Annotated in this window: 21 protein-coding genes; 16 read left to right on the plus strand and 5 right to left on the minus strand. The window is 45.2% G+C overall.

Annotation, left to right across the window (positions count from 1 at the left end; genetic code table 11):
* Positions 1 to 31 precede the first annotated feature (31 nt).
* Positions 32 to 517 carry a GNAT family N-acetyltransferase gene (locus tag AK965_RS11240; RefSeq protein ID WP_172438134.1) on the plus strand — a complete coding sequence of 162 codons (486 nt, stop codon included), beginning with the start codon at positions 32 to 34 and terminating at the stop codon, positions 515 to 517.
* Here AK965_RS11240 and AK965_RS11245 read toward each other — a convergent pair.
* Both AK965_RS11245 and AK965_RS11250 read right to left on the minus strand, forming a co-directional pair.
* Positions 477 to 776 (minus strand): DUF3301 domain-containing protein, encoded by a 300-nt coding sequence (locus AK965_RS11245; protein WP_099079699.1) that lies wholly within the window; start codon positions 774 to 776, stop codon positions 477 to 479. The two genes, AK965_RS11240 and AK965_RS11245, sit on opposite strands and share 41 nt — an antisense overlap.
* Positions 777 to 789: 13 nt before the next feature.
* A complete protein-coding gene (locus AK965_RS11250; RefSeq protein WP_099079700.1) occupies positions 790 to 1827 on the minus strand; it encodes a DUF3549 family protein in 1038 nt (345 codons plus the stop codon).
* A gap of 76 nt (positions 1828 to 1903) precedes the next feature.
* On the opposite strand from AK965_RS11250, the gene AK965_RS11255 reads away from it, so the two are divergent.
* Together AK965_RS11255 and truC are read left to right on the plus strand one after the other, a co-directional pair.
* Positions 1904 to 2218: a YqcC family protein gene (locus tag AK965_RS11255; protein WP_099079701.1), complete on the plus strand. Its 315-nt coding sequence runs from the start codon at positions 1904 to 1906 to the stop codon at positions 2216 to 2218.
* A 5-nt stretch (positions 2219 to 2223) separates the two neighbouring features.
* On the plus strand, positions 2224 to 2988 hold the full coding sequence (gene truC / locus AK965_RS11260; RefSeq protein WP_099079702.1) for a tRNA pseudouridine(65) synthase TruC: 765 nt from the start codon (positions 2224 to 2226) through the stop codon (positions 2986 to 2988).
* A 92-nt stretch (positions 2989 to 3080) separates the two neighbouring features.
* On the opposite strand, the gene AK965_RS11265 is transcribed toward truC, so the two are convergent.
* From AK965_RS11265 to map, 3 genes are all read right to left on the minus strand, one after another.
* Positions 3081 to 3464 (minus strand): DUF3461 family protein, encoded by a 384-nt coding sequence (locus AK965_RS11265; RefSeq protein ID WP_099079703.1) that lies wholly within the window; start codon positions 3462 to 3464, stop codon positions 3081 to 3083.
* Between the two features lie 148 nt (positions 3465 to 3612).
* Positions 3613 to 6237 carry a bifunctional uridylyltransferase/uridylyl-removing protein GlnD gene (gene glnD / locus AK965_RS11270; RefSeq protein WP_099079704.1) on the minus strand — a complete coding sequence of 875 codons (2625 nt, stop codon included), beginning with the start codon at positions 6235 to 6237 and terminating at the stop codon, positions 3613 to 3615.
* Between the two features lie 100 nt (positions 6238 to 6337).
* Complete coding sequence (gene map / locus AK965_RS11275; RefSeq protein ID WP_099079705.1) at positions 6338 to 7216, minus strand: type I methionyl aminopeptidase; 879 nt, start codon at positions 7214 to 7216, stop codon at positions 6338 to 6340.
* Positions 7217 to 7606: 390 nt separating this feature from the next.
* Between map and rpsB the strand changes: the two genes are divergently transcribed.
* The 13 genes from rpsB (at position 7607) to lpxA (ending at position 20608) form a co-directional block, all read left to right on the plus strand.
* Positions 7607 to 8335: a 30S ribosomal protein S2 gene (rpsB, locus tag AK965_RS11280; protein ID WP_099079706.1), complete on the plus strand. Its 729-nt coding sequence runs from the start codon at positions 7607 to 7609 to the stop codon at positions 8333 to 8335.
* Positions 8336 to 8466: 131 nt separating this feature from the next.
* Entirely contained in the window at positions 8467 to 9312 is an 846-nt protein-coding gene (gene tsf / locus AK965_RS11285; RefSeq protein WP_099079707.1) for a translation elongation factor Ts, read from the plus strand.
* Between the two features lie 149 nt (positions 9313 to 9461).
* Entirely contained in the window at positions 9462 to 10193 is a 732-nt protein-coding gene (gene pyrH / locus AK965_RS11290) for a UMP kinase (RefSeq protein WP_099079708.1), read from the plus strand.
* A 97-nt stretch (positions 10194 to 10290) separates the two neighbouring features.
* Positions 10291 to 10848: a ribosome recycling factor gene (frr, locus tag AK965_RS11295; protein ID WP_099079709.1), complete on the plus strand. Its 558-nt coding sequence runs from the start codon at positions 10291 to 10293 to the stop codon at positions 10846 to 10848.
* Positions 10849 to 10944: 96 nt separating this feature from the next.
* On the plus strand, positions 10945 to 11700 hold the full coding sequence (locus AK965_RS11300) for an isoprenyl transferase (protein WP_099079710.1): 756 nt from the start codon (positions 10945 to 10947) through the stop codon (positions 11698 to 11700).
* 12 nt (positions 11701 to 11712) lie between these two features.
* A complete protein-coding gene (locus tag AK965_RS11305; protein WP_099079711.1) occupies positions 11713 to 12555 on the plus strand; it encodes a phosphatidate cytidylyltransferase in 843 nt (280 codons plus the stop codon).
* Positions 12556 to 12609: 54 nt separating this feature from the next.
* Entirely contained in the window at positions 12610 to 13815 is a 1206-nt protein-coding gene (gene ispC / locus AK965_RS11310) for a 1-deoxy-D-xylulose-5-phosphate reductoisomerase (protein WP_099079712.1), read from the plus strand.
* Positions 13815 to 15173 carry a sigma E protease regulator RseP gene (gene rseP, locus AK965_RS11315; protein WP_099079713.1) on the plus strand — a complete coding sequence of 453 codons (1359 nt, stop codon included), beginning with the start codon at positions 13815 to 13817 and terminating at the stop codon, positions 15171 to 15173. The genes ispC and rseP overlap by 1 nt, the downstream gene beginning before the upstream one ends.
* Before the next feature lie 43 nt (positions 15174 to 15216).
* Entirely contained in the window at positions 15217 to 17631 is a 2415-nt protein-coding gene (bamA, locus tag AK965_RS11320; RefSeq protein ID WP_099079714.1) for an outer membrane protein assembly factor BamA, read from the plus strand.
* A gap of 13 nt (positions 17632 to 17644) precedes the next feature.
* Positions 17645 to 18154 (plus strand): OmpH family outer membrane protein, encoded by a 510-nt coding sequence (locus AK965_RS11325; RefSeq protein ID WP_172438131.1) that lies wholly within the window; start codon positions 17645 to 17647, stop codon positions 18152 to 18154.
* 6 nt (positions 18155 to 18160) lie between these two features.
* A complete protein-coding gene (gene lpxD / locus AK965_RS11330; protein WP_099079715.1) occupies positions 18161 to 19192 on the plus strand; it encodes a UDP-3-O-(3-hydroxymyristoyl)glucosamine N-acyltransferase in 1032 nt (343 codons plus the stop codon).
* Between the two features lie 173 nt (positions 19193 to 19365).
* Positions 19366 to 19818: a 3-hydroxyacyl-ACP dehydratase FabZ gene (fabZ, locus tag AK965_RS11335; protein ID WP_009707417.1), complete on the plus strand. Its 453-nt coding sequence runs from the start codon at positions 19366 to 19368 to the stop codon at positions 19816 to 19818.
* 1 nt (position 19819) lies between these two features.
* Positions 19820 to 20608, plus strand: a complete 789-nt coding sequence (lpxA, locus tag AK965_RS11340) for an acyl-ACP--UDP-N-acetylglucosamine O-acyltransferase (RefSeq protein WP_099079716.1) — start codon at positions 19820 to 19822, stop codon at positions 20606 to 20608.
* The last annotated feature ends 78 nt before the right edge of the window (positions 20609 to 20686 follow it).

Here is a 20686-nt window from a genome sequence, read left to right on the forward strand (position 1 = left end):
AGGAATAGATGTGACCATAGTAACCAGAAGAATGCTTCTTCTACCCTACAATGAGTCGTTGCAACTAGAGTTCGTGATGTTGAATTGCTGTGCTCAAAATCGCGCAGAAATGAACGGGCCGTATACGGTATCTTCGGCAAAGCAATTGTTTGAAAAGATACTGGATGATGAGAATGTCTATAGCATGGCTGTGTTAGAAAGTACCAACCGTGACTACATGGGACACGTGTTCATTTCTCATCTTGATGACGAACCTGAGCTAGGGTTTATCTTTGATAAAGCTTATTGGGGTAAAGGGTTAGCGACAGAAGCGCTAAAGGCGTTTTTGCCGAAGGCATGTCGTGAACTAGGGCTGCACAAAGTAAAAGCAGGTGTGAATAGCCACCATGAAGCACCCATGGCTGTACTGGAAAAACTTGGATTTATAAAGAAAAGAGAAAGCAAGGACCTATACGGCCCTTACTTTGAGATGGAATTTACAAGCGATGTGGCGGTAGGTGAAAGTTCAGCGGCCTAAATCCTATCATCGTCAGTTGTCCTTGGTAGCAATCATCACCAAGAGATGAAAACTCAAACTCATACACGGTATGCCAACGCCAGACTCCCTCTGGCGTTTTCAGTTTATGGGCACCAAAAGCGATGCTGACTAATTGCAGGTCCAGTTGCTCGCATTTACGTGCAATAGCGACTTTCGCCAATTCCGATTGGCGTCGTTGTTGCCAAAATAGAAAGCAAAAAAAGCACAGTGCCAAAATTGCGATTAGGTCATCAATCATCCTTAACCCTTTCTTATCCTTTGGTAGCTTGCTGTAATTTAATCAGCGCCATTGCGAGCTCTTCCGATGGGCTCGAGTGTAGTAGGGGCAGCAGCACCATTCTTAGCTCCGGTAGCATAACCAAATCGGCAAACAATTGATTAAATAGTGCTTGGTTACCGGTTTGTGCGAGGCGCAGTAAAAATAGTTCTGCGGTATTTGCGTCAGCCAATAGGTGCCAAGTACGGCCAGCAATACCAATCAGTACCTCTTGATGGCTCAAACGTGGACTTTGCAAAATTGCTTGTAGCACTGGTAGAGATACTTCAGCTTGAGCACCAGATAGTGCTCGAATCAATGCTGATAGCAAGAATAGGTCTGGCTCATTGCTTTCCACCTCTTGTTGCGCTTTTACAGCGATACGCTCGGCTAAGCGTTGTTGAAGATCGACATGCTCTAGTGCCCCAAGTAGGGCGTAGAGTGGTTCGTTTGGGAGATGGTTAAGGGCTTTACGAAAGATCACGGCATTTTGTTCTTTACCTAGGCGAGCTGCCATATCGGTAATGCCTTGCAGGCCGACGGTTTGCCAGTTTTCCCAACCTAATCCCCCAGTGAAGTAGTGCTGAGTATGTTCGTAGTATTGGCTGGTGGGTAAATCCAAGTTTGCACGCACTTGGCTATGGAATACGGCCATCTTCTCTTCAGCAGGTTTGAAAGTGTATGGGTTATTGGCAAGCTTTTGTTGCTGCTCTTCAGACATTTCTTCACTTAGACGAGTGCCCATTGCTTCCACAACGTATTTAATGAAGTTGCCGATATCTGCTTGCTTTAACAAGCCTCTTTCGTCTAATTCAAACTTAAGGAACCAAATCCAAGGTTGCTTTTGTTCATTCCAGTAAGCGATCGCTAAATGCGCTTTGCGCTGCATTGGAAATGGGTAAGGGCATTGACCTTTCTCTACATCAGCAAACATTTGTGGATCGATAGTTTTAATACGACGGCCAAGGTCGAAAATTTGATATTCACAATTGCTGTTGCGAAGTAGCTGAGTGAGGGTTTGAATATTTTCCATTAAACACGACATCCTAACGTTCTTTTCACAAGAAATGGTATCATTCTTGGCTAATTCAAGGTTCGAGATGGAATTAATGGTAACAAACACACAATTGGTCGACTTACTTCACCAACTTGAAGCGCAACTCCAACAGCATGAACTGTGGCAGCAAACCATGCCATCGCCGCAAGCTTTGCAAAGTGTGGAACCATTTGCGATTGATACACTACATCCACATGAATGGCTGCAGTGGGTTTTTATTGCTCGAATGCGCGCTTTAGTGGAAAGTAACCAACCATTGCCTAGAGGCTTTTCTATTGAGCCGTACTTTGCCGAAGCGTGGAAACATGAGCCGCAGTATGCAGAGCTATTGGTTACCATCCGAACTATCGACCTACTATGTAAGTAATCTCAATGTCAGAACAAGAAACATCACAAGTTGTTGCTCCAGTGGAACTGGAGATCGTTTATCAGGACGAATACTTTGTCGCAGTGAACAAACCTGCGGGTATGTTAGTGCATCGTAGTTGGTTAGATAGACACGAAACTCAGTTCGTCATGCAAACCCTACGAGACCAAATTGGTCAGCATGTATTCCCGTTACACCGTTTGGATCGTCCGACATCAGGCGTATTAGTGTTTGCTTTGTCGAGTGAAATCGCATCACAAGTAATGCCGATGTTTGCTGAGCATAAGATGGAGAAAACCTATCATGCGATCGTGCGTGGCTGGATTGAAGAAGAGGGTATTTTGGATTATGCACTCAAAGTCGAGCTGGATAAGATTGCTGATAAGTTTGCGTCTCAAGAAAAGAATGCACAAGAGGCCGTTACCGCATACAAGCCTTTAGCTAAAGTAGAAGTGCCGTACTCGACCGGTAAGTTCCCTACGACGCGTTACTGTTTGATGGAAATGAAGCCGAAGACAGGGCGTAAGCACCAATTGCGTCGTCATATGGCGCACCTGCGTCATCCGATTGTGGGTGATACCACCCATGGTGACGGCAAGCATAACAAGTTGTATCGCACAGAATTTGACTCGCACCGTTTGTTACTGCATGCATCAGAGCTGAGTTTTGTACATCCGTTTACCGGCGATCATGTTGTGATGAAGGCAAGTATCGATGAGACTTGGCTGCAGTTGTTTACTCGATTTGAGTGGAATGAATCGCTCGTTTAATAAAGAATGACCTCTGTGAGTGCCAGAGCACTCGCTGAATTTAAAAGGGTTGGCATGCGCCAGTCCTTTTAAATTCTTATCAATTCATAGGGTTACTTAAGCTTCTCTAAATCCGCTTCGATCTCGGCGATCTTGCTGGAAACCACTTTTTCAAGATGGCGAAGGTCAGAAAGAATTTTTTCTTTTACATCCACATCAGCAATTTTTGCTGGCTTGGTTATTTTGTTTAACTCATCGATTACTAACGTAAGATTGCGATTGATTTCGGTGACTTCTTTGTATTTGTGGCTACCGCTATCGACCAGAACACTTTTTATTTGGCGTGGATACTTGAACTTAACGCTTTTTGCAAAGAACTCGCCTTTCTGTTTGTGGAAGTAGATTTTGAGGACGTCTTTGTGTGCTTCTTGGCGCAGGGAGTAACGTTCAATCTGTTTTGGGTCGTGAATGCCCAATCCAGTGAGGTGTGGATACATAGGCTACCTCTGTGTATTGAATGAAATATCAGTGTACTTGACTCACTGTAGCAGCCTATACGTGAGCTAGGTAGTTGATATTTAGTAAATTGCTCAACTTGTGGGCAAGATCGCTATCGTTCTTACCCACATGGATTATTAGCCTTGCTTAACTTGATGCGTTGTCAGACAACTTCTCAATGAGTTTTTCGCGCAACTCTTCTTGTTGCTCTTCACTTAGCCTGCCACCAGTTTCACTGGTGAGAATGAACAAGTCTTCCGCGCGTTCACCAATGGTGGTGATTTTTGCTGCGTGTAGGTTAATGCCTAAGTCAGCAAAGGTTCGACCAACTTTAGCCAGAAGCCCTGGTGTATCTAAAGCGACAAACTCCATCAACGTGCGTTTCTTGCTCTTAGTTGGTAAGAAGTCGACTTTGGTTTTCACGTTAAAGTGTTGAAGCTTATTCGGTGTACGACGTGTTTTAATCTTCGTCGGGCGGCCGTCTTCGAGCACGTGAGTAATGTGTTTGGTCACCGCTGCGTGGCGACCTTCTTCAATGGCTTTACCATGTTGGTCAAGCACCATAAAGGTATCGAGCACGAAGCCATCTTTACTGGTCATGATTTGAGCGTCGTGTACGTTGAAGTTACGACGGTCAAGCTCCGCAACAACGGTAGCAAATAACGCGGGTTGATCTGGACTATAAACGAACACTTCGGTACCGCCACGGGTGGCTTTTTTACTGATAAGCACCAACGGCTTAGTTGGGTCTTCCATGCGTAGTAAATTTTCACAGTGCCAAGCGATTTGTTTATGGGTGTGACGTAAGAAGTAATCGGCTTTAAAGCGTTGCCACAGCACTTCGATTTCACGGGCCGAAAAGCCTTCTTTACGTAACAATGCTGACGCCATTTGCTGGTTATGACGAATTCGTTCACGTACATCAACCGGATTCTCTAAACCACGGCGCAGCGCTCGTTGAGTGGAGTAGAAAAGCTCGGCAAGCAATGTACGTTTCCAGCTATTCCACAGCTCTGGATTGGTTGCACAAATATCGGCAACGGTCAGGCATACTAAGTACTCAAGACGTTCTTCATCGCGAACTTGCTTAGCAAACTCGGTAATAACATCAGGATCATAGATGTCACGGCGTTGGGCGGTGACGGACATCAGTAGGTGATGCCTGACCAGCCAACTGACTAATTTAGCCTCTGGGTTGGATAAGCCGTGTTCGATACAGAAGTCGTAGGCTTCACCCTCTCCAATGACGGAGTGATCACCGCCACGTCCCTTTCCGATGTCATGGAAAATTGCTGCGAGGATCAGCAATTCTTTTTTTTGAATCCGAGGGTAGACTTCACAACAAATAGGGTGCTTACTGTGGTTTTCTGCGTAGCTAAACGTGTTGATGTGTTTGAGCAAGCGGATACTGTGTTCATCTACTGTGTACACATGGAACAAGTCAAACTGCATTTGCCCAACAATGCGACTCCATTGTGGAAGGTACGCCGCTAAAACGCCGAGTTTGTGCATTAAACTGAATGCTTTGTGTAGTGCATTTGGGTGGCGACACAGCGCCATGAATTTTTCTCGCGCCTGAGGAATAGTATGCAGGAATTTATTCAATCGACGACGCGCAGTACGCAGTTGGCGCAATGTTGGAGGGCTGACTCCTTCAATACTGGAATCATTGGCAATATGTAAGAACATATCTAAGATTGTTTCTGGGCGAGCTTGGAATAATGCGGGTTTTCGCGCCTCAATTAATGCCCCACGGCGTTGGAAATCGTCATCTATGATCTCTGCATCTTCTGATGCACCACCGTTAATGATCGCTTGGTCAAACAATTTTAATAGCATTTTGTTCAACTCAGCGACGCGGCGAAGGGTACGGTAGAACTCCTTCATCATCATTTCTACGCCGCGATTACCTTCCCCGACATAGCCAAGGTGCTCGGCAACCTGAGCTTGATGAGCGAAGGTGAGTCGGTTGTCGTAACGGCGTAGTTCAATATGCAGAGCGAAACGCACACGCCATAAAAAATCTTGGCACTCGACAAGCTCACGGTACTCTGCATCCGTTAAGAACCCATAGCGGCTCATTTCGAGTAGGGAAGTTGCACCAAAATGTCGGCGTGCAACCCAGCTAAGGGTATGAATATCGCGCAATCCGCCTGGCGTGGATTTGATATCTGGTTCTAAGTTGTAGGTGGTATCGTGGTAGCGGGTATGGCGTTCGCGCTGCTCTTGGATTTTCGCGCGGTAGAAGGTTTCGCTCGGCCAGAAAGAGTCTGACAGCACCACCTTCTTCAGCGCTTGGAAAGTATTTTCACTACCGCATAGCAGACGAGCTTCTTGAAGGTTTGTTGCGACCGTTAAATCACTGCGGCCGATTTCCGCACACTCTTCGACACTACGTACCGCATGTCCAACTTCGAGCTTTAAATCCCAAAGTAAGGTAATAAACTCACTGATTTTTGCTTCGAGTGCGGTGGGTAGGCGATGGTTTGACAGAATGAGAATATCAATATCTGAAAGTGGGTGGAGTTCACCACGGCCGTAACCGCCTACGGCGATCAAAGAGATATTGTGGATATCATTGAAGCCAAAGTGTTGCCAGAGGCGGTTAAGGAATAAATCCATGTATTCAGCGCGTGACAAAACGAGATTGGTCACTGGGTGGTGACTAAAAAACTCTTGTTTTTGGTATGCGCTGAACTTCTCGAGTTCTTGTTTTAGTTCACTGATCTTGATTTGTTCGTCGGTAAACGTAAGAGGAGACTGAAGGGTCATATTTGCTATCCGTGCACCTATCTAATCAAAGCAATGTATCAAATTTGATGCTGATAAAAAATATCCCCGCAAGAGCAGGGATATGGAAAGTTATTTGGTGTTACGCATTTTTCATTAGACGAGGAATCGTATCGTCGTTACGAAGTGTTAACACTTCACAGCCATCATTGGTTACGACAATCGTGTGTTCCCATTGCGCTGAATTTTTGCCGTCACCCGTGTACACTGTCCAGTCATCTTGTGCGTCAACGGTACAACCGTACTTACCTGCATTGATCATTGGTTCAATGGTGAAACACATGCCTTCTCTTAGCACGCGGCGATCTTTGTTCTTATAGTGTACTACTTGTGGTTCTTCATGGAACTCATCACCGATGCCATGACCGCAGAAATCTTTAACAATAGAGAACTTGTTGCGTGGGTTATTCTTATTGTTGTCTTTGATGTATTTCTCGATAGCAGTACCGATATCACCAACCGTTGCTCCAGGCTTAACTTGACGCATACCGATGTAAAGCGCTTCTTGAGCGACCATACATAGGCGTTTGTTTGCAGGTGTTACGTCACCGACGAGGAACATCTTAGACGTATCACCATGGTAGCCCTGTGGGCGTACACTTAAGTCTGCGTTTTCATCGTTCGGGATGATCACGGTTATATCTACGTTGATGATGTCGCCATCTTTTAATACGGCTGGTTTGATTTGGCCGTTTGCACCTTTCTCGTCTTCAGTCGATGGGATGCCGTGACAAACAATGTGGTTGATAGACGTACAAATTGATTTAGGGAAACCATGGTAATCAAGTGGTGCAGAGTAGGCGCCTCTTTCAAGTGCGTAATCGTGACAGATTTGGTTTAGTTCTTCCGTTGTAGTACCAGCCTTAATATGTGGCTCGATCATTTCCAGAACTTCTGCGGCTAGCTTGCCCGCAATGCGCATGCGTTCGATTTCTTCAGCAGTTTTAATCTTGATTGACATTAGTTTTCTCTACTTATTCGTAAGCACGTAAACGTGCGAATGGACACATTCTATCAGACAACTTGCTATGAACCCAAGCCAGTTAAGAATATGAGTCATTCTTACTTGAATAGCTTGAATAATTCCGCGAATTCCCAAATCGCCTATTAGAAGTATCACGGGTTAGAAACAATTTTTTCTAGCCATGATGGGCTAAAATATGGTATAAAGCGCGCCGGAATCGGGGACTGTTCTCTTCACTTTTCGTAAGACGAGTGGCGAAGCAAGCTTCTTCCAAAAACTTTATATCTTTAAATCACACACATTCCGTCACGTATTCCGGGGTGCTGAGCAGAAGCTTGGTCGGAATTATGGGGGATGTGGAGGCCTAACCCCATAGAGGATTTTAAAATGGCAACTGTATCAATGCGCGATATGCTGAAAGCTGGTGTTCACTTCGGTCACCAAACTCGTTACTGGAACCCAAAAATGAAGCCATTCATCTTTGGTGCTCGTAACCGCGTTCACATCATCAACCTAGAAAAAACTGTACCAATGTTCAACGAAGCTCTAGCTGAACTAGCTAAAGTTGGCGAGAAGAAAGGTAAAGTTCTATTCGTAGGTACTAAGCGTGCTGCATCTGAAGCTGTTAAAGAAGCTGCTATCGCAAGCAACCAATACTACGTAAACAACCGTTGGTTGGGCGGCATGCTAACGAACTACAAAACAGTTCGTCAATCTATCAAGCGTCTAAAAGAATTCGAAGCACAGTCTCAAGACGGTACTTTCGACAAACTAACTAAGAAAGAAGCTCTAATGCGTACTCGTGAAATGGAGAAGCTAGAGAAATCTCTTGGTGGTATCAAAGATATGGGCGGCCTACCAGACGCTCTATTCGTAATCGACGCTGATCACGAGCACATTGCAATTAAAGAAGCTAACAACCTAGGTATTCCAGTATACGCTGTGGTAGATACTAACTCTAACCCAGACGGCGTTGACTACATCATCCCAGGTAACGACGACGCGATCCGCGCAGTACAACTATACCTAAACGCTGCAGCTTCTGCAGTGACTGAAGGTCGCAACAAAGACGTTGCAGCAGTTGCTGAAAAAGACGGTTTCGTAGAAGCTGAATAATAACGGCTCTGTGTCACACTTAGTCTATGCGCAACCTTTTTGTCGTATAGATTGAGTTATAGTTAGCATCAGGGGCCGATAATGTAGGCCCCTGTTTTTTACCTTATTTCGAATCAAACGAGGAATAGAGAATGGCAACTGTAACTGCTGCTCTAGTTAAAGAACTTCGCGAGCGCACTGGCGCTGGCATGATGGAATGTAAAAAAGCGCTTGTAGAAGCAAACGCTGACATCGAACTAGCAATTGAAAACATGCGTAAATCAGGCGCAGCGAAAGCAGCTAAGAAAGCTGGTAACGTTGCTGCTGAAGGCGCAATCATCATCAAAGAAGAAAACGGTGTTGCTGTTCTTCTTGAAGTTAACTGCCAAACTGACTTCGTTGCTAAAGACGGTAACTTCACTGCATTCGCAGAAGAAGTTGCAGCTGCAGCTCTAGCTTCTAAAGCTTCTGTTGAAGAACTACAAGCTCAATTCGAAGAAGCTCGCGTTACTCTAGTAGCTAAGATCGGTGAGAACATCACTATCCGTCGCGTACAGTACGTTGAAGGTGCATCTATCGCTTCTTACCGTCACGGCGAGAAAATCGGTGTAGTTGTTGCTGGTGAAGGCGACGCTGAAACGCTTAAGCACGTAGCAATGCACGTTGCTGCATCTCGTCCTGAGTACGTAAACCCAGAAGACGTACCTGCAGACGTAGTGGCGAAAGAGCGTGAAGTTCAAGTAGAAATCGCTATGAACGAAGGCAAGCCAAAAGAGATCGCAGAGAAAATGGTTGAAGGCCGCATGAAGAAATTCACTGGCGAAGTTTCTCTAACTGGTCAAGCTTTCATCATGGAACCTAAGAAATCTGTAGGCGAAATGCTGAAAGAAAAAGGTGCTTCAGTTTCAACATTCGTTCGCCTAGAAGTTGGTGAAGGTATCGAGAAAGCAGAAGGCCTAAGCTTCGCTGAAGAAGTAGCACTAGCGCAAAAAGGTTAATCCTTAGCGAACTGTGTAAATATTAGACCGTGGCCTAGGCTGCGGTCTTTTTATGAGCAGAGAACGATTTGCCGTGATTGATGTAGGTTTTACGTAAAGCCTTTATCCATGACTGTTAATCAACAACTCTCTTTTGGAAGGTAAACTCCATGACTACGAACCCTAAACCAGCGTATCAACGTATTCTATTAAAACTAAGTGGTGAAGCTCTTCAAGGCGAAGAAGGTTTTGGTATTGACCCTGCTGTTCTTGAACGTATGGCGCAAGAAGTAAAAGAGCTGGTTGAACTGGGTGTTCAAGTGGGTGTCGTTATCGGTGGTGGTAACTTGTTCCGCGGAGCTGGCCTAGCGGAAGCGGGCATGAACCGAGTAGTGGGCGATCACATGGGGATGCTTGCAACGGTAATGAATGGCCTAGCAATGCGTGACGCGCTTCACCGTGCATACGTAAACGCACGTGTAATGTCTGCAATTCCTCTTAACGGCGTATGTGACGACTATAATTGGGCAGATGCGATCCGTGAACTGCGCCAAGGTCGCGTGGTGATCTTCTCTGCAGGTACTGGCAACCCATTCTTTACAACGGATTCTGCTGCATGTCTACGCGGTATCGAAATTGAAGCTGATTTAGTTCTGAAAGCAACGAAAGTTGATGGTGTATTTACGGCTGACCCAGTAGCAAACCCAGACGCAGAGCTGTATGATAAGCTAACTTACGCAGAAGTTCTGGATAAAGAGCTGAAAGTGATGGATTTGGCAGCGTTTACATTGGCGCGTGACCACAAAATGCCAATTCGCGTATTTAACATGAACAAGCCAGGCGCACTACGCCGCGTGGTGATGGGCGAAACGGAAGGCACGCTAATCAGCGATAACGCTTAATTCCAAGACGCCATTCAATGCTTTTTGAATGGCGTTTCGCTTTACTCAATCCTTTTAAGCTTTCTTCAGGAAAGATGACATTTTTTAAGGTGAAATTGTGATTAACGAAATTAAAAAAGACGCTCAAGAGCGCATGGATAAAAGCGTAGAAGCGCTGAAAAACAACCTTTCTAAAGTTCGTACAGGTCGTGCGCACCCAAGCTTACTGTCTGGTATCTCAGTAGAATACTACGGAGCAGCAACACCTCTTAACCAGGTAGCAAACGTTGTTGCCGAAGATGCACGTACTCTAGCAATCACAGTTTTCGACAAAGAGTTAACTCAAAAAGTAGAAAAAGCGATCATGATGTCTGACCTTGGTCTAAACCCAATGTCTGCTGGCACGATCATCCGCGTTCCACTACCTCCGCTAACTGAAGAGCGTCGTAAAGACCTTGTTAAAATCGTTCGTGGTGAAGCAGAAGGTGCTCGTGTTGCGGTACGTAACATCCGTCGTGACGCAAACAGTGATCTTAAAGGTCTTCTCAAAGATAAAGAAATTTCTGAAGATGAAGATCGTAAAGCACAAGAAGAAATTCAAAAACTAACAGACGTTGCAGTGAAGAAAGTCGATGACGTTCTTGCTGCGAAAGAAAAAGAGTTGATGGAAGTTTAATTATCCCATCCACATCACTGTTGGAAAACGCTGTGCTCACAGCTCAGCGTTTTTTTATGTTAGTCTATCCAACTGATGGAACTCACTTAACACCCTATGCAAAATTCTCAAGCCTTCTCTGACTCCCTTCCTAAACATATCGCCATCATTATGGACGGTAATGGTCGCTGGGCTAAGTCCAAAGGAAAACCTCGCGTATTCGGCCATAAAAAAGGTGTGAATGCCGTTCGTAAGACCGTTGCTGCGGCTTCTAAACTTGGTATTCAAGCCGTGACTTTGTTTGCTTTCAGTAGCGAAAATTGGCGTCGTCCAGAAGAAGAAGTCGGCCTTTTAATGGAGCTGTTCATTTCTGTTCTATCGAGCGAAGTGAAAAAGCTACACAAAAATAACTTACGCCTACGTGTTATTGGTGATACCAGTCGTTTTAGTGAGCGCTTACAAGGTAAAATTGCAGAAGCAGAAACATTAACAGCGAACAATACAGGAATGGTGATCAACATTGCGGCTAACTATGGCGGCAAATGGGACATCACAGAGGCGGCAAAATCGTTGGCACTGAAAGCGCGTAACGGTGAGATCCGTATAGAGGATATCAATGAGCAGCTAATTACCCAGCATCTGACCATGGCTGATTTACCTGAGGTCGATCTTTTGATTCGTACCAGTGGTGAATGCCGGATCAGTAACTTTATGCTGTGGCAAATGGCTTATGCTGAAATGTACTTTACTGAAGAGTACTGGCCTGATTTTGATGAAGACAGTTTGGTTAACGCCGTGACTTGGTTTATTAACCGAGAGCGCCGTTTTGGCTGCACTGGCGAGCAAATTAAGGCATTAATGGCTGCTCAATAAGGACTAGTTAGTTTGAAACAGAGAATAATAACAGCACTAATTTTAGCTCCCCTGGTTATTTTAGGTATTTTTAAATTACCGCTGATGGGCTTTATCCTCGCATTGACGGCGATAACCCTGTTAGGTTTTTGGGAGTGGACGAAATTCACGGAAAGCACATCACGTATGGCTGCATTTATTCCAGCAGTTATGGCTACAGGACTTAGCTTTCTATTTATTTCGCCAGATGCGACCAGTCTTAACTTCCTTGCGACTCCGCACTACACCATTTTAGTACTTGGTTTCCTTTGGTGGATTGTCGCTAGCGCAATGGCGATTACTTACCCTAAAACGACGAAATTTTGGCAAAACAGCAAATTGCTTCGTCATGTGTTTGGTTTTCTGACGTTAATTCCTTTCCTTTGGAGTGTGATCATTCTTAGGGCATCGGATATTTCAGTCGATCCTTATCACGGTGCAAAACTTGTGCTCTTTGTGTGCTTCTTAGTATGGGCAGCAGATAGCGGCGCTTACTTTGCTGGAAAAAGTATGGGCAAACGAAAAATGGCACCGAATGTTAGCCCAAATAAGACCATAGAAGGCCTAATTGGTGGCATCATCGCGGCACTGATTGTTGGTTGGTTGTTTACTGGTTGGTTTGAGATTCAGTTTACTAGCCCAATTCATATGGTGCTCATCACACTCGTTACCGTGGTGATTTCTGTACTTGGTGACTTAGTAGAAAGCATGTTCAAGCGTGTCTCTGGTATCAAAGACAGCAGTAACATCATTCCAGGGCATGGTGGCATTCTTGATCGTATCGATAGTCTTACCGCCGCATTTCCAGTATTTGCCCTTCTTTACTACGTATTCTAATTTATCGGGAGCGCCATTGTTGTCGCTCCTGAGACTTTCAAACGGTCTTACATCATGCAAAAGTTAACGATTCTTGGTGCAACAGGCTCAATTGGTGCAAGCACATTAAAAGTGGTTGAACAAAACCCTGAGCTGTTTTCTGTGGTCGCCTTGGCGGCAAGCACGAACGTTGAAAAGATGGTCGCACTTTGCCATAAATGGCAACCTAAATATGCCGTTATGGCAGATAAGGTCGCGGCTTTAGCTGTGCAATCTGAGCTAGTTTCAATCTCACCTAACACTGAAGTGTTGGGTGGCGTTGATGCACTTTGCCATATTGCTTCTTTAGAAGAAGTAGACAGCGTGATGGCGGCGATTGTAGGGGCCGCGGGCTTGTTGCCAACCATGGCCGCAGTTAAGGCAGGTAAACGAGTTCTGCTAGCAAATAAAGAAGCATTGGTGATGTCAGGGCAACTGTTTATCGATGCCGTTGCAGAACATGGCGCAGAATTGCTTCCTGTCGACAGTGAGCACAACGCTATCTTCCAGTGTCTTCCACAGCAAGTTCAGACCAACTTAGGTCGTTGCAACCTTGAAGAGCATGGTGTTTCTTCTATTCTGCTTACTGGTTCGGGCGGTCCGTTCCGTTATGCCGACATCGCAGAATTAGACACAGTGACACCAGCACAAGCGATCGCCCATCCAAATTGGTCAATGGGGCCGAAAATTTCGGTTGATTCCGCGACCATGATGAATAAAGGCCTTGAGTACATTGAAGCTAAATGGCTATTCAATGCGGCTCGCGAGCAACTAAAGGTGATCATTCACCCACAATCTGTTATCCATTCGATGGTGCAATACCGTGATGGTTCAGTATTGGCACAGATGGGTGAGCCTGACATGGCAACACCGATTGCTCTTACGATGTCTTACCCTTCACGTGTCGATGCTGGTGTTAAGCCACTCGACTTTACCCAAGTAGGTGAGCTAACGTTTTTGCAACCGGATTTCGCTCGCTATCCATGTTTGAAGCTGGCAATTGATGCGTGTTATGAAGGACAGCATTTAACGACAGCACTCAACGCTGCAAATGAAATCGCGGTAGATGCCTTTTTGAATAACCGAGTAGGATTCACTGATATTGCTCGTATTAATGACTTCGTTGTGAATAAAATCGCAGCAAGCCATCGCGCGGAAACGGTGAATAGCTTGGAAAGCCTGCTAGAGCTAGATAGAATAGCACGAACTATCGCCTTAGAATTTTTACGCGAGCGTAGCTAATGACTGGTATCTTGTGGAATCTGGTTTCTTTTATCGTAGCATTGGGCATCTTGGTGGCCGTGCACGAATTTGGCCACTTTTGGGTTGCTCGCCGTTGTGGCGTCAAAGTTGAAAAGTTTTCGATCGGCTTTGGTCAGTCTATCTGGAGCAAGGTAGGTAAGGACGGCACCGAATACAGCATTTCGATGATCCCTCTAGGTGGCTACGTCAAGATGGTGGATAGCCGAGTCGACGAGGTGCCTGAAAATGAAAAGCACGTGGCATTTGATCAAAAGCCGCTATGGAAACGCACTTCCATTGTTGCCGCTGGCCCTATCTTTAACTTTCTATTTGCTATCTTTGCCTACTGGCTGGTTTTCCTTATTGGTGTACCAGCAGTCAAACCGGTAATTGGTGAAGTGACGCCCAATTCAATCATTGCTCAAGCAGGAATTGAATCAGGGATGGAACTAAAGTCTATCTCAGGTATCAAAACTCCGGATTGGGAGTCAGTCAACATGGGATTAATCTCTCATATTGGCGACGATTCAATGACAGTGACGCTTACTTCAGCGAATGAAGTCGGCTCTGAAGTGACAAAAACGCTTGATATCCGTAATTGGCATTTTGATCCAGAAACCCAATCTGCGATGCATTCATTAGGCTTTACGCCATTTACTCCAGAAATTTATACGGAGTTAGCGCAAGTTGGTGAAGGCTCTGCTGGTGAAAAAGCGGGTTTACGTGCGGGTGATAAAATTGTCGCCATGGGCGGTAAAAATATATCTAATTGGAATGAAGTGGTTGAAGCCATTCGTTCTAACCCAGAAACGCCAATTGAAATGACGGTGTTGCGTCAAGGTGATGAGCAATCATTAACATTGACTCCGAGTAGCCGTGAGCTAGCTAACAAACAAGTGGTCGGCTTTGCAGGTATTGCACCTGAAGTCGCAGAATGGCCAGAAAGTTATCGCTTCGAATTACAGTTTGGTGTATTCGATTCTGTAGGCAAGGCGATTGATAAAACGGGGCAAGTAATTGGGTTGACCATCAGTATGCTTAAGAAGCTGATTGTCGGAGATGTTGGTCTAAACAATCTGAGTGGACCAATTTCAATTGCAAAAGGTGCAGGGGCGACAGCGGACTACGGCCTGGTCTACTTTTTAGGTTTTCTGGCGTTAATTAGTGTTAACCTAGGTATTATTAACCTCGTTCCTTTACCAATGTTGGATGGTGGGCATCTGCTGTTTTTCGCAATCGAAGCGATCATCCGACGTCCAGTACCGGAAAAAGTACAGGAAATGGGCTATCGAATTGGAGGGGCGATTATCTTCTCGCTCATGGCGTTAGCGCTATTTAATGATTTTACTCGTCTGTGATGGTTCAGAGACAAAGCAGTAGCAAGGAATAATTAGAACAAGTATGGCGATTAAGCGAATTCTATTTGCAAGTTTACTGGCGACCAGTGTATCTGCAAATGGAGCAGAGAACTTTGTAGTTCAAGATATTGAAATCGATGGATTGCAGCGTGTTGCACTAGGTGCGGCGCTGCTGAAAATGCCCGTACGCGTTGGTGATACGGTTGATCAAGGTGATGTTGCAGAGATCATTCGTGCATTATACGCATCAGGTAACTTCGAAGACGTAAAAGTACTGCGTGACGGCGGTGTTCTGGTTGTTCAAGTTAAAGAACGTCCAACTATTGCTGGCATCTCGTTCTCGGGTAACAAAGCAATCAAGGATGAACAGCTACAAGAAAACCTGAATGCTTCTGGTGTTCGCGAAGGTGAAGCGCTTGACCGCACTACACTAAGTAATATTGAAAAAGGCTTGGAAGATTTTTACTACAGTGTTGGTAAATACAACGCGACAGTAAAAGCCGTTGTTACTCCATTGCCTCGTAACCGTTCTGATCTAAAGTTTGTCTTCACCGAAGGGGTATCGGCAAAGATTCAGCAGATCAACTTTATCGGTAATGAAGTCTTTTCTGACGAAGACCTTCTTTCTCGCTTCAACCTAAACGTCGATGTTCCATGGTGGAACTTCCTAGCGGACGAAAAATACCAAAAGCAAGTTCTTGCGGGTGATATTGAAGCACTGAAGTCTTACTACCTTGACCGTGGTTATCTTAAATTTAACGTTGATTCGACACAAGTGGCGATTTCTCCTGACAAAAAAGGCGTATACATTACGCTTGGCTTGGAAGAGGGGGATGTGTATACCGTTAAGGATGTGAAATTCCGCGGTAACTTGATTGGTGAAGAAGCAACATTCGAAAAACTCATTCCATTTGAAGACAATGAGACCTATAACGGCTCTCGCGTGACGTCGATGGAAGAAGGCATCAAGCGTGTGCTTGGTGAATCGGGTTACGCTTATCCACAAGTAAATACCATACCTGAGTTTGACGACGAGAATAAACAAGTTTCTCTTGTTGTTAGCGTAGACCCTGGCAGCCGTATCTATGTCCGTGATATCCGCTTTACGGGTAACAACTCGACTAAAGATGAAGTCTTGCGCCGTGAAATGCGTCAGATGGAAGGCAGTTGGTTGAACTCGAAATCCATCGAAACGGGTAAAACGCGCTTAAACCGTCTTGGCTATTTTGAGAATGTTGAAGTCCAAACTGTACGTGTACCGGGTAGTGACGATCAAGTTGACCTTGTCTACACTGTGAAGGAGGCCAACTCCGGTAGCGTTAACTTTGGTGTTGGCTACGGAACAGAATCAGGTATTAGCTTCCAAGTTGGTTTACAACAGGATAACTTCCTAGGTAGTGGTAATCGCGTAGGTATTAACGCGATGATGAATGACTACCAGAAAAACGTAAGTTTGGATTACCGTGACCCTTACTGGAACCTTGATGGAGTTAGCTTAGGCGGTAGAATATTTTACGATGAGTTTGAAGCCTCTGAAGCGGGTATCGTTGACTATACCAATGAAAGCTATGGTGCGAGCCTGACATGGGGCTTCCCATTCGACGAACTCAACCGTTTTGAGTTCGGCGTTGGATTTACCCACAACCGAATTGGTAACTTGTCACCTTACCTACAGGTAGAACAGTTCCTACAAGCGCAAGCAGACAATATTGATTCTAGCGGAGCGTTGAATACTAATGACTTTGATTTCAACATGTCTTGGACGCGCAATAATCTAAACCGCGGTTACTTCCCAACAGCAGGTAACCACCAACGCGCGTTCTACAAGATGACCGTACCTGGCTCAGACGTACAGTACTTCAAAATGCAGTACGATGTTCGTCAATATATTCCACTAACGAAGAAGCATGAATTCACGCTCCTATTCCGTGGTCGCCTAGGCTATGGTAATGGTTACGGTCAAACGGATGGTAACGATAACTTGTTCCCATTCTACGAAAACTACTACGCGGGTGGTTTTACAACACTACGTGGATTTGGCTCGAACTCTGTGGGTCCAAAAGCGGTTTACCGTGATTACTCAGGCTCAAACAATGGTGCAGATACCGCAACGAATGATTCGGTTGGTGGTAACGCAGTTGCACTGGCAAGTCTTGAGCTGATTGTACCGACTCCATTTGCGTCGGATGAAGTCCGTAACCAAATTCGTACCAGTATCTTCTTCGACATGGCAAGTATTTGGGATACCGAGTTTGACTACCGTAGCTCAGGCGCTGAATATGGCGATAAGTACTACTACGATTACTCAGATCCAACGAACTACCGTTCATCGTATGGTGCTGCGTTGCAATGGATGTCTCCAATGGGGCCACTAGTATTCTCACTAGCGAAACCAATTAAGAAATTTGATGGCGATGATGAAGAGTTCTTCACATTCACTATCGGTAGAACCTTCTAAAGAGGAAAATATTTTGAATAAAATGATCAAAGCGGCTGGGATTGGCCTTGTTGTACTGAGTTCTTCAATGTTCGCCAATGCGGCAGAAGCGGCTCAAAAAATCGCGTACGTTAACACAGCTCAGGTATTCCAAGCGCTTCCTCAGCGTGAAGTCGTTCTACAGAAAATGCAGAAAGACTTCAAAAGCAAAGCAGATGAGCTGAAATCGATTCAAGCTCAAGCGAAAACGAAAATCGAGAAGCTACAGCGTGATGGCGAGCTACTAGGTCAAGACGAAGTGGAGAAACTACGTATTGACATCGGCAAGCTAGACAGTGAATACAAAGTGAAAGCACAAGCACTAGAGAAAGCAAGTGCTCGCCGCGAAGCGGAAGAAAAAGCGAAGCTATTCAAAACGATTCAAGATGCAGTGAAAAAAGTGGCAGATAAAAAAGGTTACGACCTAGTTATCGACATCTCTTCACTTCAATACGGTAAGCCAGAGTACAACATCTCTGAAGACGTAATTAAAGCTCTAAAATAAGAAGTTATGAAGACATTGACATTAGCCGAGTTGGCAACAATTACCGGGGGTGAGCTATTTGGTGACGAGTCACTCGTTGTTAGCCGCGTAGCTCCAATGGATAAAGCACAAGAGGGTGATGTGACCTTCTTGTCTAACCCAAAATACGCAAAGCACCTTTCTGAGTGTCAAGCGACTGTAGTTATGGTTAAGCCCGAGCATAAAGACCAATGCACTGGTCATGCGCTCGTGGTGGCAGATCCTTACGTTGCGTTTGCTCGTGTGGTTCAAGCGCTAGATACGACCCCAAAACCAGCTGAAAATGTTGCACCAAGTGCGGTTATCGCAGCTGACGTTAAGATGGGGGCAAACGTAGCAGTCGGTGCAAATGCAGTGATTGAGACGGGTGTAGAGCTTGGTGACAACGTGATCGTTGGCGCAGGTTGCTTTATTGGTAAAAATGCAAAGTTAGGTAATAACACCAAGCTTTGGGCTAATGTTACGATCTATCATGAAGTATCACTGGGCGATGACTGTCTGATTCAATCGGGTACAGTCATTGGCTCTGACGGTTTCGGCTACGCAAATGAAAAAGGCGAGTGGATTAAGATCCCTCAACTTGGCTCCGTGCGCATTGGGAACCGTGTTGAGATTGGTGCATGTACCACCATCGACCGTGGTGCGTTAGACGATACCATCATCGAAGACAACGTGATTCTTGATAACCAGCTTCAAATCGCTCATAACGTGCAGATCGGATATGGTACGGTGATGCCAGGTGGTACTATTGTTGCTGGCAGTACGACAATTGGTAAATACTGCCAGATTGGCGGCGCGTCGGTTCTTAATGGGCACATCACTATCGCAGATGGTGTTGCTATCACCGGTATGAGCATGGTCATGCGCAGTATCGAAGAGAAAGGTTTATATTCATCGGGAATTCCCCTGCAGACGAATCGAGAGTGGCGTAAAACCGCAACTCGAGTTCATCGCATCGATGAGATGAACAAACGCCTGAAAGCGGTTGAAAAACGGCTGGAACCGAAAGAAGAATCTTAGTTCCATATTCTGAACAAAGACTCGCGAAATGCGAGTCTTTTTCTTATATAATAACGCGCTATAAGTAGATTTATCACCGAGCTGGTATACACTTCGCGGGCATTATTTAAAATGCGGCCTTTTGCCGCTGCCTTGCCAACTTGGTTGTTGAGAATTGATATAGGAATACGACTTTGACTACTGAAAAGAAAACGATGAACATCTCTGAAATTCAAGAGCTACTTCCTCATCGCTACCCATTCTTATTGATCGACCGAGTGATTGATTTCCAAGAAGAGAAGTATCTTCACGCTATCAAAAATGTGTCGGTTAACGAACCTCAGTTCACAGGTCACTTTCCACAATTGCCAGTATTTCCAGGCGTTTTGATCCTGGAAGCGATGGCACAGGCTACAGGCCTACTTGCTTTTAAATCGTTTGGTGCGCCAACAGAAAACGAACTGTACTACTTCGCAAGCGTTGATGGAGCTAAGTTCCGTAAACCTGTAGTACCAGGTGACCAAATGATTATTGAAGTGGAATTTTTGAAAGAACGTCGCGGCATTGCTGCATTCAAAGGTGTAGCGAAAGTTGACGGTGAAGTAGTATGTTCAGCTGAGCTAAAATGTGCTCGTCGAGAGTTTTAATATGATTCATGAAACCGCTAAAATCCACCCAGCGGCGGTGGTAGAAGAAGGCGCAAAAATTGGCGCTAACGTGACCGTTGGTCCATTCACTTATATCACCTCAACGGTAGAGATCGGTGAAGGCACGGAAGTGATGTCGCATGTCGTGATCAAAGGTCATACCAAAATTGGTAAAGACAACCGCATTTTTCCACACGCTGTGATTGGTGAAGAAAACCAAGATAAAAAGTATGGTGGCGAAGAGACAACGGTGGTTATCGGTGATCGTAACGTGATTCGCGAAGCGGTTCAGGTTCACCGTGGGACGGTTCAAGACAAAGCAACCACAGTGATTGGCGACGACAACCTTCTGTGTGTAAACGCACACATCGCACACGATGTTATCGTTGGAAACCACACTCATATTGGCAACAATTCGATTCTTGGTGGCCACGTAACGGTCGAAGATCATGCAGGCGTGATGGCGCTTTCTGCGATTCACCCATTCTGTACCGTTGGTGCTTACGCCTATGTTGGCGGTTGTTCTGCGGTTGTTCAGGACGTTCCTGCTTATGTACTTGCACAAGGTAACCACGCGACACCATTTGGTTTGAACTTGGTTGGCTTAAAGCGCAATGGTTTTGAAAAACCAGAAATTCGCGCATTACAAAAAGCGTACAAAGAAATCTACCGTTCAGGTAAGACTCTAGAAGAAGTGAAACCTATCTTGGCTGAAATGGCGCAAGAGTGGCCAGCTGTGAAACGTTTCAGTGATATTCTGGAAGCGACGGAACGTGGCATCATTCGTTAATTGACGAGTGAATGAGTTATTTATAAAAGATCGCGCCTAGATTAGGCTGCGATCTTTTTGTGTTTTATGGATAAGGTG

It is taken from the genome of Vibrio sp. PID17_43, assembly GCF_002608565.1.
Classification (GTDB): Bacteria; Pseudomonadota; Gammaproteobacteria; order Enterobacterales; family Vibrionaceae; genus Vibrio.

Excerpts from the sequence above, each read along its gene's own strand:
- pyrH (WP_099079708.1), top strand. The coding sequence starts at position 9,462 with ATGACTACGAACCCTAAACCAGCGTATCAACGTATTCTATTAAAACTA.
- AK965_RS11250 (WP_099079700.1), bottom strand. The coding sequence starts at position 1,827 with ATGGAAAATATTCAAACCCTCACTCAGCTACTTCGCAACAGCAATTGT.
- rseP (WP_099079713.1), top strand. The coding sequence starts at position 13,815 with ATGACTGGTATCTTGTGGAATCTGGTTTCTTTTATCGTAGCATTGGGC.
- AK965_RS11245 (WP_099079699.1), bottom strand. The coding sequence starts at position 776 with ATGATTGATGACCTAATCGCAATTTTGGCACTGTGCTTTTTTTGCTTT.
- map (WP_099079705.1), bottom strand. The coding sequence starts at position 7,216 with ATGTCAATCAAGATTAAAACTGCTGAAGAAATCGAACGCATGCGCATT.
- lpxD (WP_099079715.1), top strand. The coding sequence starts at position 18,161 with ATGAAGACATTGACATTAGCCGAGTTGGCAACAATTACCGGGGGTGAG.
- lpxA (WP_099079716.1), top strand. The coding sequence starts at position 19,820 with ATGATTCATGAAACCGCTAAAATCCACCCAGCGGCGGTGGTAGAAGAA.
- rpsB (WP_099079706.1), top strand. The coding sequence starts at position 7,607 with ATGGCAACTGTATCAATGCGCGATATGCTGAAAGCTGGTGTTCACTTC.
- bamA (WP_099079714.1), top strand. The coding sequence starts at position 15,217 with ATGGCGATTAAGCGAATTCTATTTGCAAGTTTACTGGCGACCAGTGTA.
- AK965_RS11255 (WP_099079701.1), top strand. The coding sequence starts at position 1,904 with ATGGTAACAAACACACAATTGGTCGACTTACTTCACCAACTTGAAGCG.
- AK965_RS11300 (WP_099079710.1), top strand. The coding sequence starts at position 10,945 with ATGCAAAATTCTCAAGCCTTCTCTGACTCCCTTCCTAAACATATCGCC.
- tsf (WP_099079707.1), top strand. The coding sequence starts at position 8,467 with ATGGCAACTGTAACTGCTGCTCTAGTTAAAGAACTTCGCGAGCGCACT.
- AK965_RS11265 (WP_099079703.1), bottom strand. The coding sequence starts at position 3,464 with ATGTATCCACACCTCACTGGATTGGGCATTCACGACCCAAAACAGATT.
- AK965_RS11240 (WP_172438134.1), top strand. The coding sequence starts at position 32 with ATGCTTCTTCTACCCTACAATGAGTCGTTGCAACTAGAGTTCGTGATG.
- glnD (WP_099079704.1), bottom strand. The coding sequence starts at position 6,237 with ATGACCCTTCAGTCTCCTCTTACGTTTACCGACGAACAAATCAAGATC.
- ispC (WP_099079712.1), top strand. The coding sequence starts at position 12,610 with ATGCAAAAGTTAACGATTCTTGGTGCAACAGGCTCAATTGGTGCAAGC.
- truC (WP_099079702.1), top strand. The coding sequence starts at position 2,224 with ATGTCAGAACAAGAAACATCACAAGTTGTTGCTCCAGTGGAACTGGAG.